Genomic DNA, 12556 nt, shown 5'->3' with positions numbered 1-12556 from the left:
CATCTGGTATAGTGGGGCCCGCTTTTTTTCAACTTGGGTACATCCCATCCAGGCACCAGGAATTTCAAGATGTCCAAATTTGCCCGCTCCGTTATTCTGGCCTCCCTGTTAAGCGCCACCGCTCAGGCCAACCAGCCTGTTCCGACCCCGGATTCGGCCCTGCCGAGTGCCCAGCCGGTCCCCACTTTGAACAGCGCCCCCATGGTGGTGCCTGCCGCGCCCGAAATCTCCGCCAAGGCCCACATCCTGATCGACTACTTCTCCGGACAGGTGCTGGCCGAGCAGAATGCCGACGAGCGTCTGCCCCCCGCCAGCCTGACCAAGATGATGACCTCCTACATCGTCGGCGACGAGTTGCACAAGGGGAACATCAAGGGCACCGACATGGTGACCATCAGCCAGAACGCCTGGTCCAAGAACTACTCCGACTCCTCCAAGATGTTCATCGAGGTGGGCAAGCAGGTCTCCGTCGATGATCTCAACAAGGGCATCATCATCCAGTCCGGCAACGACGCCTGCGTCGCCATGGCCGAGCACCTGGCAGGCAGCACCGACTCCTTCGCCAGCCTGATGAACGCCTGGGCCGCCAAGCTCGGCATGAAGGACTCCCAGTTCAAGAACCCCCACGGCCTGGATGAAGAGGGCCACTACAGTACCGCCCGCGACATGGCCCGCCTGGGTCAGGCCCTGATCCACGATCAGCCGGAGGAGTACAAGATCTACTCCCAGAAGTCCTTCGTGTTCAACGGCATCACCCAGCACAACCGCAACCGCCTGCTGTGGGACCAATCCCTGCAGGTTGACGGCATCAAGACAGGTCACGTCAGCCAGGTCGGCTACAACCTGGTCTCTTCCGCCACCAACAACGAAGGCATGCGCCTGATCGCCGTGGTCATGGGGGCCAATAGCGAGGCTTCCCGCGCCGCCGAGAGCAAGAAGCTGCTCACCTACGGCTTCCGCTTCTTCCAGAGCCTGACCCCCTACAAGGCGGGCACCGAACTGGTCACCCAGAAGATCTGGATGGGCGACAAGTCTGAAGTGAAGCTGGGGGTCGATAAGGACGTCTCCGTGCTGGTCACCCGTGGCCAGGGCAACAACCTCAAGGCAGACTTCCAGCTGGAAAGCGAGCTGAAGGCGCCCCTGGCCAAGGGCCAGCGCGTCGGTACCGTGTACCTCAAGCAAGGGGACAAGGAGATCAAGCAGGTTCCCCTGGTTGCCCTGGAAGAGGTGCAGGAAGGTGGCCTGATGAGCCGCCTGTGGGATTACCTGGTGATGCTGGTCTCCAGCTGGTTCAAGTAACAGACACTTCCTCAAGCAGCGGCGCCAACAGGCGCCGCTGCTGTCTTTTGCGGTCTGTCCAGTCAATAACCCTGTAATCTGCAGGTTCCGCCGACTGACGATTTGTGGTAAAAAGCAGCATTTCCACGTCTTGCCGCACCGCCGGGTCTTGATCCCGAGGCGGCTCATGCCCATATAGACTGGGAACTGTCCCCTGGGGGCAGATGAGGGGACCGTTTCGGCGGCCCTCAAAGACGTAAAGATGACGTCGCGTCCCGGCGACCCAGAAAGGTGAAGTAGATGAATACCAAGTTTGATGAACTGCTGGAGTTCCCCTGCAAGTTCCCGTTCAAGGTGCTTGGCGTGGCCGATCCCGCCCTGCCCGACATGGTGGTGGAAGTGCTGCAGCAACATGCTCCCGGCACCTACAGCCCGACCGTTCAACCTAGCTCCAAGGGCAACTATCACTCGGTACGGGTGACGGTCACCGCCCAGAGCAAGGAACACATCGAGGCCATGTATACCGCCCTTGGCAAGATCGAGCTGGTTCGTTACGTCCTGTAAGTTGCCTCTCTCGCCCCGCCACCGGGGCGACTGATTATTTGCCGCCCGGTCGCAGCGGCGACCGTACCGACACCGCGCCGCCAGTGAGGAAAGATGTCACTCGAAACGCCCGCCGAGCCACAACCGTCAGCCGGCCAACTGCTCGTCAGACAGCTGGGCCGTCGCCCCTACCAGCCGGTGTGGGACGCCATGAAGGCGTTCACCGACAATCGCACCCCCGACACCCCGGACGAGTTCTGGGTGGTGGAGCATGACCCCGTCTACACCCAGGGTCAGGCCGGCAAGGCCGAACACCTGCTCGCCCCCGGCAACATCCCGGTGGTGCAGAGTGATCGCGGCGGCCAGGTGACCTATCACGGCCCGGGCCAGCTGGTGCTCTACGTGCTGGTGGATGTGCGCCGCAGCAAGCTCTCTGTACGGGAGCTGGTGACCTGCCTCGAAACCGCCATCATCAACACGCTCGCCAAAAGCAATATCGAGGCCTACGCCAAGGCCGATGCCCCGGGCGTCTACGTGAAGAGCGATCTGGGCATGGAGGCCAAGCTGGCGTCCCTGGGCTTGCGCATTCGCAAGGGGTGCTCGTTCCACGGGTTGGCTCTCAACGTCAACATGGACATGACCCCCTTCCTACGCATCAATCCGTGCGGCTATGCGGGCATGGCCATGACCCAGACCAGCGCCCTGGGCGGCCCGCAGAGCGTCGCCGAGGCACAGTCCCTGCTGGTGACGGAGCTGGCCCGCCTGATTGGCTACCAAGAGATCACGAATACCGAAGAGGCGGCATGAGCAAGCCCATGCTGCCTGGCCATGAGGGCACAGAGATGACCCTGGTGGCTATCAACCAGACAATAACAAACACCGAGAGTGAATCATGAGCAAACCCGTTCGTATGGAGCCGGGCGTCAAGCTGCGCGATGGCGACAAGATGGCCCTGATCCCGGTGAAATTCATGCCGGATCCCAACGAGGAAGTGCTGCGCAAGCCGGAGTGGATGCGGATCAAGCTGCCGCCGTCGAGCCAGAAGATCGAGCACATCAAGAGCACCCTGCGCAAAAACAAGCTGCACTCTGTGTGTGAAGAGGCTTCCTGCCCCAACCTGGCGGAGTGCTTCAACCACGGCACCGCGACCTTCATGATCATGGGCGCCATCTGTACCCGCCGCTGCCCCTTCTGCGACGTGGCCCACGGCCGTCCGTTGCCGCTGGATCCGGAGGAGCCGAAGAAGCTGGCGCTGACCATCAAGGAGATGGGGCTCAAATACGTGGTGATCACCTCGGTGGACCGCGACGATCTGCGGGACGGCGGTGCCCAGCACTTCGCCGACTGCATCAAACAGATCCGCGAGCACAGCCCGCAGACCCGCATCGAGATCCTGACCCCGGACTTCCGCGGCCGGATGGAGCAGGCGCTGGAAGTGTTCCGCGAGACCCCGCCTGACGTGTTCAACCACAACCTGGAAACCGCCCCGCGCATGTACCGGGTCGCCCGGCCGGGTGCCGACTACAAGTGGTCGCTGGAGCTGCTGCGCCGCATCAAGGAGATGCACCCCCATGTGCCGACCAAGTCCGGCGTCATGATGGGTCTAGGCGAAACCAACGAAGAGATCGTGCAGGTACTCAAGGACTTGCGCGAGCACGGCGTCAACATGCTGACCCTGGGCCAGTATCTGCAGCCGAGCCGCCACCACCTGCCGGTGAAGCGTTATGTGCCGCCCGCAGAGTTCGACGAACTCAAGGATGTGGCCATGGATCTCGGCTTCAGCCACGCCGCCTGCGGTCCCTTCGTGCGTTCCTCCTACCACGCAGACCTGCAAGCCAAGGGGGAAGAGGTCAAATAAGCCTCTTTTCCTGCTGGCAGAAAAAAGAGCGCCCCTGGGCGCTCTTTTTTTATCGCCGTCACCTCGCAGGCAGCGGTTGTCCCTTTGTGATTGATGCCGTTCTGGCGTACCGTGGCCACTCCCCTTCTCTGGAGTGCTGTGCCGGATGCCGACTCTCACCGTTCGCCTGATCCCCCTGCGTGACGCAGACTTTCCCGCCTATCGCGACTACTTCATCGAGGATTACGCCCAGGATCTTGCCAGCAACCACGGGATGGCGCTGCCTGACGCCCACCGTCAGGCCGACGCCTCGTTGCAGCAGCTCCTGCCACTGGGTGTCGCCACCCCGGGTCATCACCTGCTCGCCATGGTACCTGAAGCCTCGAACGCGCCGGGCGAGCCTCTGGGCTATCTCTGGCACGCCATCGACGGCGCCGCCGGCACCACCTTCATCTACGACTTCTATGTGACACCGCCCCATCGTGGTCGCGGCCTCGGCAAGGCAGCCATGGCCGCCCTGGAAGCGCAGCTCGCCCCCCTAGGCATCCACCAGATCAAGCTGAGGGTGGCCCATGACAACCCGAGGGCACTGGCGCTCTATCAGGCGCTGGGCTTCACCATCACCGGCTACAACATGGCAAAGCGTCTGGATTGAGCACCTTCATTGGGCCACCACCCGGCCCATGGCTCAGAGCGAGATGCCGGAAAAGGACATGAAGCCGAGGGACATCAGCCCGGCCACGATGAAGGTAATGCCGATACCCCGCAGCCCCTCGGGCACATCCGAATACTTCATCTTCTGGCGCAATCCCGCAATGGCGACGATGGCCAGCAGCCAGCCCAACCCTGAGCCCACCCCGTAGACCACGGATTCGATGAAGTCGTAATCCCGCTGGGCCATGAACATTACCCCGCCGAAGATGGCGCAATGCACCGTCAGCAGCGGCAGATAGATGCCGAGCGCGTGATAGAGCGCCGGGAAATGTTTGTCCAGCACCATCTCCATCACCTGCACCAGCGCCGCCAGCACCCCGATATAGACGATGAAATCGAGAAAGCCCAGATCAAACTCCCCGAGGAAGGTACTCTCGGGACGCAGGATATGGCGGTAGATCAGGTTGTTGAGGGGGATGGCGATCACCATGACCGCCAGCACCGTCATGCCCAAACCGAAGGCGGTGTTGATGTTTTTCGAGACGGCCAGAAAGGTGCACATGCCAAGGAAGAAGGCCAGCGCCAGGTTTTCCACAAAGATCGACTGGATGAAGAGATTGACGTAATAGTCCATGAATGAGTTCACCACTTGGTTGCAATAAGAGCACGTCCGCGCCCGGCCAACGGCCAGTCGCGAAGATGACGTCACGGATGACGTTTACAGAGAGAGCTGGCGCAGCACCCGGTAATGACCACGGCAGCCGCCAGACTGCCGAGCAGCCCGGTCAGCGGTACTCAATGACGGGGATCAAACGGGCGGGCGCCCGGCTGGTGAACCTAGTCGCCCTGGCAGAAGCGATATTGCAGGTGGTGGCAGCGAAGCCGCCGTGTGTGCAGAGCACCGAAGTAGTCGGGCCGCTGCCTGAGATAGATGAGAGGCAGGAAAAACAGCAGGCCGCAGAGCAGGCCGAGGATATCGTGCTGAAACCAGGCCAGCAGCATCTGGTAGAGCTCGGCATGAGCAGCCCCTTCCAGTCGCCGTCCCTGCTCGAAACCGAGCCGCCACTGGGAGGCGGGCGGCAGGCTGACGTTGTCGGCAAGCCCCGGGTTCGCTGGCTCATGGAACAGCATCGGCCGCTCCTGCCCTTGCGTCTCCATTCCCTTAGTTGCAACGACCCCTGCCGCCGCGGCAAGCCAGAGAAGGCAGGCGATGGCAAGCACCATCGGCCATGACGAGGGGCGGCGAGAGGATGACAAGGGGGCTGTCCGTCAAGAAAAATTACAGGTGGAATATATCACAATACCGTCACTTATTGCATTTTCCACCATGAGATATCAGAAAGGTTGATATTAAACACCGCCTCATTCCCTAAAACCGGCAAGGTTGCACCACCTTGAGAAAGCGACTTGCATCTTCCTCAAGGTGAGGGCTTAGCCCTGCTCGAAGGCCGGGTGATAGCGCACTTCACCACTGGGCATGGCAGCGCCGAACGAGCGGGCCATGAAGTACTCGGGCGGCACGCCGGGCAGCGTCAACCCCGGCTCGGACACGAAACCAAAACGGCCGTAGAAACCGGGATCCCCCAGCACCACGCAGCCGGCCGCCCCCATCCCCTTGAGCTCGGCCAGACCCGCGTCCATCAGCCGTGACCCCAGCCCCCTGCCCTGAAGCGCAGGGGAGACGGAAATGGGGCCAAGGCCATACCAGTGCGGGCTGCCATCGCTGATGGTGACCGGCGAGAAGCAGAGGTGGCCGACCACCCGCCCCGCCTGCTCCGCCACCAGCGACAGGCTGAGTGCCCCGGCCTGGCGCAGGTCACGCACGATCAGCTGCTCGTTGTGATCGGTATGGGGGGCATTGAGGAACGCGGCCACGGTCAGCGCTTCAATGGCGTCGTGATCGGCGCCTGTTTCGGGCCGAATGATGATGTTCATAGGTTTTCTCCGTTTGTTATCTTGCAATGGATGGCCTGATCAGACTGTCTGCAGGCAGCAGATCACATAGCCATAGCTGCCCAGGTATTGGCGGTGGATGGCCACTTCCCGGCTCAGATCCTGCCAGGCTGGGCTATCCCCCAGCTCGGCACGGTGGCGCGCCAGATTGCGCTCGATGGGATCCAGATAGTTGTCCCAGGCCCTTTGCGGCAACGGGGTATGCCACAGACAGCGATAACCCGCCTCCTGCACCGTTTTGAGCAGGCCCGCCAGGGTCTGCATGGCGGGATAATCTCGCTGCCAGAACGCCAGCGCCTCCTCTGGGGGCGTGTCAGTCAGCCACACCAGGTCGCTCAGCACCAGGCAGGCAGCAGGGCCGGCAAGGTACGGCCGCCATGCCTGCAAGGCGTTGGCCACCCCGATGGTGTAGGCACTCCCCTCGGCCCAGATGAGATCGGCGGGGGCAAGGTCTGCCGGCAGCGCCGCCATGTTGGCGCACAGGGTAGTGACCTGCTCAAAGCCAGCCGCGCTGGCCGATCTCGCCACGGCGGCCAGCGCCTCCTCGTCCAGATCGATGGCCACTATGGTGGCGTCCGTCACCTGTGCCAGCGCCAAGGTGGCGGCGCCGCGCCCGCAGCCCATGTCGAGGATCCGGCGAGGCTGGCTGGGCAGCGAGGCAAATTGCTGCTGGGTGAAGAGGCTATCGCCCGGCCCCCAATAGCTCATGCCATCCAGCAGCAGCTTGAAATCCCGGATGTAGCGCTCATGTTCATTCATGTCTTTGCTGAGCCACTGCAGGTGGTAACGCGCTTTTTCACTGAATCCCTGCTTCATCACCCAGGCAAAGTAGGCCTGCGGGGCTTGATGCTGCAGTTGCCGCTGCCAGGCCTTGAACTCGTCGCCGGAGTGCGCACGCAAACCGGCGAGATCCGCCAGCAGATCCCGGGCGCGTTGCATCCGCGCCAGCTCTTCATCCAGCTCCCTGACCCGGGCTGCCAGCGTTGCCTGCTCCAGCTCGCCCGCCAGGCAGGCGAGGCACTGCTTGAGGCTGAGCCCGCCGGCCTGCAGGGCCTGTACCATCCGCAGCCGCTGCAGATCGTCATCGTCGTAGTGGCGATAGCCGTTGGCGCCCCTCGTGCCCGCAATCACCCCCAGCTTCTCGTAATAGAGCAGGGTGGAGCGGGCCAGGCCGCAGCGCCGGGCCAGTTCGGATATTTTCATGACAGCGACTCGCAGTGGGGTCCGTGACCCGATGAAGGGAAGCTTAAACTGTGAAGCAATAGACGGGTCAACGACAACATCCGGGTTAACACCATAAAAAAACGGCCACCCTGAGGTGGCCGTCATAGGCAGCAAAAGAAACTCACGAACGTCAGAGGCCGGCGGCCTCCAGATGCTCCACCAGCAACTGCACGCTGCGGTTGCCGCGCCACTCGTTGACGTCGAGCCGGTAGACCAGCCGCACCCGCTTCACCGAGGCATCGGGCCAGCGCTGCAAGTCGACGCCAAAGGCGATGGCATCCACCGCGTGGCCGGAATCCGTGGTCAGCATCATCTTGAGGTGCTTCTCCCCCACCAGCCGCTGCTGCACCAGCACGAATTCCCCGTCAAACAGCGGCTCGGGGAAGGCCTGACCCCAGGGGCCGGAGGCGCGAATAAGCTCCGCCAGCTCCAGACTCAGCTCATCGGGCAGCAGCTCGCCATCGGTGAGCAGCACTCCGGTCAAGAGCTCAGGGGTCACCAGCTCGCCGATGACCGCCTCGAAGGCCCGACCGAAGGCCTCGATATTGGCCTTGGGCAGGGTCAGCCCGGCCGCCATGGCGTGGCCGCCAAACTTGCCCATCAAGCAGGGGTGGCGGGTGTCGAGCAGCTCCAGCGCATCGCGCAGATGCACCCCCGGGATGGAGCGCCCGGAGCCCTTGAGCTCGGTCTCGCTGCTCTCGGCAAACGCGATGACCGGGCGATAGTACTTCTCCTTCACCTTGGAGGCCACCAGCCCCACCACCCCCTGATGCCACTCGTTTCGGTGCAGCACGATGCCGGAGGGCACCTCGCCGTCGCGAAAACGGATCTGCTCCAGGGTGGCGAGCGCTTCCTGCTGCATCCCCTGCTCGATCTCCTTGCGCTCCTGGTTGAGGCTGTCCATTTCGGAAGCGAGCTGGCGCGCCAGGTTGATGTCGTCACAGAGCAGACAAGCGACCCCGAGGGACATGTCATCGAGCCGGCCCACCGCGTTGAGGCGCGGCCCCAGCGCAAAGCCGAGATCGGCAGCGCACAGGCGACGACCGTCGCGGCCCGACACATCCACCAGCGCCTGGATGCCGGGGCGACAACGGCCAGCCCGGATCCGCTGCAAACCCTGATGAACCAGGATGCGGTTGTTGCCATCCAGCGCTACCACGTCGGCCACGGTGCCGAGGGCCACCAGATCCAGGTAATCTGCCACGTTGGGGACGCGCAGCCCCTGGCGCTCATACCAGCCGCTCTGGCGCAGATGGGTGTTGAGGGCCGCCATCAGATAGAAGGCGACCCCGACCCCGGCCAGCGACTTGGAGGGGAAGTTGCAGCCATGCTGGTTGGGGTTCACTATCGCATCGGCGTCAGGCAGCTCCTGACCCGGCAAATGGTGATCGGTAACCAGTACCTGCATGCCGGCCGCCTTGGCCGCCGCCACCCCGGCGATGCTGGAGATCCCGTTGTCCACCGTGATCAGGAACTCGGCGCCGCGGGCCACCGCCAGCTCGACGATCTCCGGGGTGAGGCCATAGCCGAACTCGAAGCGGTTGGGCACCAGAAAATCGATGTGGTGCCCCCCCATAGCGCGCAAGGCCAGCACGCACAGCGCCGAGCTGGTGGCGCCGTCGCAGTCAAAGTCACCGACGATGAGAATGCGTTTTTGCGCCGTCAGCGCCTCGGCCAGCAGCGGCACCGCCTGCGCCATGCCGAACAGACGCTGGGGCGGCAGCAGCTGGTTGGCGCTGCGCTCCAGCAGGGCAGGGTCTTCTACCCCGCGGCTGGCGAAGATCTGGCGAAGCAGCGGGTGCAGGGTGGCGGGCAGATGGGAATCATCAACTCGCGGACGACGACGGATTTGCAGGGGCATTGATGTGATCCAGTATCTTGAGCAGTTGTTCGGGGCTCTGGTAACCGCGCACCAGGTCGCCATTGGGCAGGACCCAGCTCGGTGACGCCTTGATCCCGAGCCATTGGCTCAGGCCGATATGATGGGCAAGGATCGCATTACAACCGCTCTCAGGCAAACGATCGCTGAAGTTGAGTTCGCGCAGCAGCCCGGGATCGCACCAGCTAGCCTGATCCGATGCGGCGACAGGCGCAGGCAGCAGTTGCACGCTCACGCCCCTCGCCTGCAAGCGGGGCAACTCCTCCAGCGCGATGCGGCAAGGACCGCAGGCGAGATCGGTAAACAGGGTGAGGCGGTGGCGTTCAGGGGTGGCCTTGAGCCAGAGCCGGGCCTCCCCTATCTGGGAGAGCGCCAGCCTGCGTTGCTGCTGCTGGCTGAGCCGGGTGAGGTTTCTCATGTCGTGGGCCAGATCCAGCATGGAGCCCTGCAGCACATAGTCTCCCCTGGCATCGCTGTAGAGCAGTCCCTGGGCCGTGCCCAGCAGATAGAGGCCCGGCATGGGGGTCTCGTCCACCAGGTAGACCTGCACACCGAGGCGCTGCTCTATGGTCTGTTTCAACACATGGGGGTCCATCCCCGCGCTGGCCGCAAAAGCGCACAGCAGCATCATTCCCAGCAGTAAATATCGCATCAGCTCATTCACTTGGCATGATTGAAGGGTCTCATAAGGTAACCCAGACAATTCCCTCTCCCAAAGACCTTAATTAGTGATCGATTAATAACGTCCGCAAGAAAAAATCACGGGATGACAGGTTGCCAATCGGGCTTGAGCCCCGCAAGCTAATCAGGACGACGGGAGACATCTTTAGTCATCCCTCTGTTTTGCTGATGTTTTATTATTCAAATCGACGTGCGCTCAGGTGGCACGTCGTCCATTTCTAGGGGGAAAAATGAGTCTGATTCAAGAGTTCAAGGCCTTTGCATCCAGGGGCAATGTGATCGACATGGCTGTCGGTATCATCATAGGTGCCGCCTTTGGCAAGATTGTCTCCTCCTTCGTGGGAGACGTGATCATGCCCCCCATCGGGCTGATCCTGGGGGGCGTGGATTTCAGCGATCTCGCCGTGACCCTGAAGGCCGCCGAAGGGGATGCCCCTGCCGTGGTCATCGCCTACGGCAAGTTCATCCAGACCTGTATCGACTTCCTGATCATCTCCTTCGCCATCTTCATGGGGCTCAAGGCCATCAACACCCTGAAGAAGAAGCAGGAAGAGGAAGCCGCTGCCCCGGCCGGCCCCACCAAGGATCAGGAGCTGCTGACCGAGATCCGCGACTTGCTGAAATCCCAGCAGGGGAAATAACCGTTTCCTCCCTGTCGTGTGCTGAAAAAAACCGCCTTCGGGCGGTTTTTTGTTGCAAGGCCGGTGAGGCGATCAGGCTCTGGGGTGGTGCTGGCCGTGCAGTGCCTTGAGCCGCTCGTTGGCCACGTGGGTATAGATCTGGGTGGTGGAGAGATCCGCGTGGCCCAGCAGCATCTGCACCACTCGCAGATCGGCGCCGTGATTGAGCAGGTGGGTGGCGAAGGCGTGACGCAGGGTGTGGGGGGAGAGTTCCCCCCTGATGCCGGCTCTCAGGGCATAGAGCTTGATGCGGTGCCAGAAGGTCTGGCGGGTCATCATCCGGGCCCGCTTGGAGGGGAACACCACGTCCGAGCTGGTGCCACCCAGCAGCAGGGTGCGCCCCTCCCGGTAGTAGCGCTCCAGCCAGTGCACCGCCTCCTCCCCCATGGGCACCAGGCGCTCCTTGTTGCCCTTGCCCACCACCCGCACCAGCCCCTGGCGCAGGCTGACGTGTTCGGCGGTCAGCCCCACCAGCTCGGACACCCGCAGCCCGGTGGCGTAGAGCAGCTCGAGCATTGCCTTGTCCCGCAGCTCCAGCGGATCGTCCACCAGGGGGGCTTGCAGCAGCGCCTCCACCTCGGCTTCGCTCAGATCCGATGGCAGCTTTTTGGGGAGCTTTGGCCCCTCCAGCAGTACGGTGGGATCGTCGCTGCGCAGCTTCTCGCGATTGAGGTACTGGTAGAAGCGGCGCAGGGCCGAGAGGAAACGGGCCGTGCTGCTGGCCGCGAACTGATGGTCCACCCGCCAGGCGAGGTAGTGCTGGATGTCATCCAGCCCCGCCAGCAGCAGGGAACCGCCTTGTTCATCGAGCCAGAGGGCAAATTTTTCCAGGTCGGTGCGATAGGAGCTGACCGTGTTGTCGGAGAGCCCCCGCTCAAGCCAGAGGGCGTCGAGAAACGGCTCGATCAGGGGATGGGATTCTGCTTTGCTCATGGTGCGCCGCGCTCAGGGAAACAGGTCGCCATTGTAACGTGCCGACCCACCCGGGCCGCAAGGCAAGGCTGCACATCCCCTCAGGCGGTGAAGAGCCCGGCGCAATCTGCTAGACTGGCGCCCTCCCCCCCGGGCGCCGCTGTGCCGGTCACGCCCCTTGCCGACTGCGATCAAGAGAAGAGCGATGAAGATAGGTTTGTTTTATGGCTCCACCACCTGCTACACCGAGATGGCCGCCGAGAAGATCCGCGCCCTCATCGGCCCCGAGCTGGTCGATCTCCACAACATCAAGGATGTGCCCCTCGCCCGCATGCAGGAGTACGACATCCTGATCCTGGGCATCTCCACCTGGGACTTCGGCGAGCTGCAGGAGGACTGGGAATCCCGCTGGGAAGACATCGCCGACCTGCATCTGGAGGGACGCATCATCGCCCTGTTTGGCATGGGCGATCAGCTGGGCTATGGGGAGTGGTATCAGGATGCCCTCGGCCTGCTGCACGATCAGCTGGTCCCCAAGGGGGTCAAGCTGGTGGGCTACTGGCCCAACGAGGGGTACGAGTTTGACGCCTCCAAGGCACTCATCGACGATGGCCGTCACTTCGTCGGGCTGGCCCTCGATGACGCCAATCAGTACGACCAGACCGAATCCCGCATCGAGCAGTGGGTCGACCAAATCCTGAGCGAGATCCACGAACTGCTCTGATCCTGGCCGCCTGGATGTTCAACGACGCCGGCCAATGGGCGACCAGATCGACCTCGTATCGAGCAGTGGGTCGACCAGATCCTGAGCGAGATCCACGAACTGCTCTGACCCTGATCGCCTGGATGTTCGACGACGCCAGCCAATGGACGACCAGACCAACTCCGTATCGAGCAGTGGGTCGACCTCATATC

The 12556-nt window shown here is 62.7% G+C and carries 14 protein-coding genes; 7 read left to right on the top strand and 7 right to left on the bottom strand.

The window, feature by feature from the left end:
• Nucleotides 1–69 precede the first annotated feature (69 nt).
• The 5 genes from AB5Y89_RS16555 (at nucleotide 70) to AB5Y89_RS16535 (ending at nucleotide 4313) form a co-directional block, all read left to right on the top strand.
• The gene (locus AB5Y89_RS16555; protein WP_039041110.1) at nucleotides 70–1299 is read left to right on the top strand and encodes a D-alanyl-D-alanine carboxypeptidase family protein; all 1230 of its coding nucleotides are present in this window, start codon (nucleotides 70–72) and stop codon (nucleotides 1297–1299) included.
• 279 nt (nucleotides 1300–1578) lie between these two features.
• Nucleotides 1579–1842 carry a DUF493 family protein YbeD gene (gene ybeD, locus AB5Y89_RS16550; protein WP_010673756.1) on the top strand — a complete coding sequence of 88 codons (264 nt, stop codon included), beginning with the start codon at nucleotides 1579–1581 and terminating at the stop codon, nucleotides 1840–1842.
• Between the two features lie 93 nt (nucleotides 1843–1935).
• Nucleotides 1936–2628 (top strand): lipoyl(octanoyl) transferase LipB, encoded by a 693-nt coding sequence (gene lipB / locus AB5Y89_RS16545; protein WP_010673755.1) that lies wholly within the window; start codon nucleotides 1936–1938, stop codon nucleotides 2626–2628.
• An 85-nt stretch (nucleotides 2629–2713) separates the two neighbouring features.
• The gene (lipA, locus tag AB5Y89_RS16540; protein WP_010673754.1) at nucleotides 2714–3679 is read left to right on the top strand and encodes a lipoyl synthase; all 966 of its coding nucleotides are present in this window, start codon (nucleotides 2714–2716) and stop codon (nucleotides 3677–3679) included.
• 145 nt (nucleotides 3680–3824) lie between these two features.
• The gene (locus tag AB5Y89_RS16535) at nucleotides 3825–4313 is read left to right on the top strand and encodes a GNAT family N-acetyltransferase (RefSeq protein ID WP_010673753.1); all 489 of its coding nucleotides are present in this window, start codon (nucleotides 3825–3827) and stop codon (nucleotides 4311–4313) included.
• Nucleotides 4314–4346: 33 nt separating this feature from the next.
• On the opposite strand, the gene nqrE is transcribed toward AB5Y89_RS16535, so the two are convergent.
• From nqrE to AB5Y89_RS16505, 6 genes are all read right to left on the bottom strand, one after another.
• Nucleotides 4347–4946, bottom strand: a complete 600-nt coding sequence (gene nqrE, locus AB5Y89_RS16530) for an NADH:ubiquinone reductase (Na(+)-transporting) subunit E (protein WP_151028002.1) — start codon at nucleotides 4944–4946, stop codon at nucleotides 4347–4349.
• Between the two features lie 203 nt (nucleotides 4947–5149).
• On the bottom strand, nucleotides 5150–5443 hold the full coding sequence (locus tag AB5Y89_RS16525; protein WP_128297586.1) for a hypothetical protein: 294 nt from the start codon (nucleotides 5441–5443) through the stop codon (nucleotides 5150–5152).
• A 300-nt stretch (nucleotides 5444–5743) separates the two neighbouring features.
• A complete protein-coding gene (locus AB5Y89_RS16520; protein ID WP_151028003.1) occupies nucleotides 5744–6247 on the bottom strand; it encodes a GNAT family N-acetyltransferase in 504 nt (167 codons plus the stop codon).
• 39 nt (nucleotides 6248–6286) lie between these two features.
• Nucleotides 6287–7468, bottom strand: coding sequence for a MerR family transcriptional regulator (locus tag AB5Y89_RS16515; protein ID WP_128296429.1), 1182 nt, complete (start codon nucleotides 7466–7468; stop codon nucleotides 6287–6289).
• 151 nt (nucleotides 7469–7619) lie between these two features.
• Entirely contained in the window at nucleotides 7620–9350 is a 1731-nt protein-coding gene (recJ, locus tag AB5Y89_RS16510; RefSeq protein WP_368224179.1) for a single-stranded-DNA-specific exonuclease RecJ, read from the bottom strand.
• Nucleotides 9316–10020: a disulfide isomerase DsbC N-terminal domain-containing protein gene (locus AB5Y89_RS16505; protein ID WP_039041117.1), complete on the bottom strand. Its 705-nt coding sequence runs from the start codon at nucleotides 10018–10020 to the stop codon at nucleotides 9316–9318. Before AB5Y89_RS16505 ends, recJ begins: the two co-directional genes overlap by 35 nt.
• A 259-nt stretch (nucleotides 10021–10279) precedes the next feature.
• Here AB5Y89_RS16505 and mscL point away from each other — a divergent pair, with 259 nt between their 5' ends.
• Nucleotides 10280–10690 (top strand): large-conductance mechanosensitive channel protein MscL, encoded by a 411-nt coding sequence (mscL, locus tag AB5Y89_RS16500; protein WP_010673746.1) that lies wholly within the window; start codon nucleotides 10280–10282, stop codon nucleotides 10688–10690.
• A gap of 72 nt (nucleotides 10691–10762) precedes the next feature.
• Here the strand turns inward: mscL and xerD are convergent, their stop codons facing one another.
• A complete protein-coding gene (gene xerD / locus AB5Y89_RS16495) occupies nucleotides 10763–11662 on the bottom strand; it encodes a site-specific tyrosine recombinase XerD (protein ID WP_042014490.1) in 900 nt (299 codons plus the stop codon).
• Nucleotides 11663–11846: 184 nt separating this feature from the next.
• On the opposite strand from xerD, the gene fldB reads away from it, so the two are divergent.
• Nucleotides 11847–12365, top strand: a complete 519-nt coding sequence (gene fldB / locus AB5Y89_RS16490) for a flavodoxin FldB (RefSeq protein ID WP_041212516.1) — start codon at nucleotides 11847–11849, stop codon at nucleotides 12363–12365.
• Nucleotides 12366–12556 lie beyond the last annotated feature (191 nt).

The organism is Aeromonas sp. s4 (genome assembly GCF_040907855.1).
In the GTDB taxonomy this organism is placed as follows: domain Bacteria; phylum Pseudomonadota; class Gammaproteobacteria; order Enterobacterales; family Aeromonadaceae; genus Aeromonas; species Aeromonas caviae.
The sequence above is the reverse complement of the archived record's forward strand: the minus strand, read 5'-3'. Positions and strand labels throughout refer to the sequence as shown.

Bases quoted from the DNA above. Each gene is read 5' to 3' on its own strand.
- AB5Y89_RS16555 (WP_039041110.1), top strand. From the start codon at position 70: ATGTCCAAATTTGCCCGCTCCGTTATTCTGGCCTCCCTGTTAAGCGCC.
- ybeD (WP_010673756.1), top strand. From the start codon at position 1,579: ATGAATACCAAGTTTGATGAACTGCTGGAGTTCCCCTGCAAGTTCCCG.
- lipB (WP_010673755.1), top strand. From the start codon at position 1,936: ATGTCACTCGAAACGCCCGCCGAGCCACAACCGTCAGCCGGCCAACTG.
- lipA (WP_010673754.1), top strand. From the start codon at position 2,714: ATGAGCAAACCCGTTCGTATGGAGCCGGGCGTCAAGCTGCGCGATGGC.
- AB5Y89_RS16535 (WP_010673753.1), top strand. From the start codon at position 3,825: ATGCCGACTCTCACCGTTCGCCTGATCCCCCTGCGTGACGCAGACTTT.
- nqrE (WP_151028002.1), bottom strand. From the start codon at position 4,946: ATGGACTATTACGTCAATCTCTTCATCCAGTCGATCTTTGTGGAAAAC.
- AB5Y89_RS16525 (WP_128297586.1), bottom strand. From the start codon at position 5,443: ATGCTGTTCCATGAGCCAGCGAACCCGGGGCTTGCCGACAACGTCAGC.
- AB5Y89_RS16520 (WP_151028003.1), bottom strand. From the start codon at position 6,247: ATGAACATCATCATTCGGCCCGAAACAGGCGCCGATCACGACGCCATT.
- AB5Y89_RS16515 (WP_128296429.1), bottom strand. From the start codon at position 7,468: ATGAAAATATCCGAACTGGCCCGGCGCTGCGGCCTGGCCCGCTCCACC.
- recJ (WP_368224179.1), bottom strand. From the start codon at position 9,350: ATGCCCCTGCAAATCCGTCGTCGTCCGCGAGTTGATGATTCCCATCTG.
- AB5Y89_RS16505 (WP_039041117.1), bottom strand. From the start codon at position 10,020: ATGCGATATTTACTGCTGGGAATGATGCTGCTGTGCGCTTTTGCGGCC.
- mscL (WP_010673746.1), top strand. From the start codon at position 10,280: ATGAGTCTGATTCAAGAGTTCAAGGCCTTTGCATCCAGGGGCAATGTG.
- xerD (WP_042014490.1), bottom strand. From the start codon at position 11,662: ATGAGCAAAGCAGAATCCCATCCCCTGATCGAGCCGTTTCTCGACGCC.
- fldB (WP_041212516.1), top strand. From the start codon at position 11,847: ATGAAGATAGGTTTGTTTTATGGCTCCACCACCTGCTACACCGAGATG.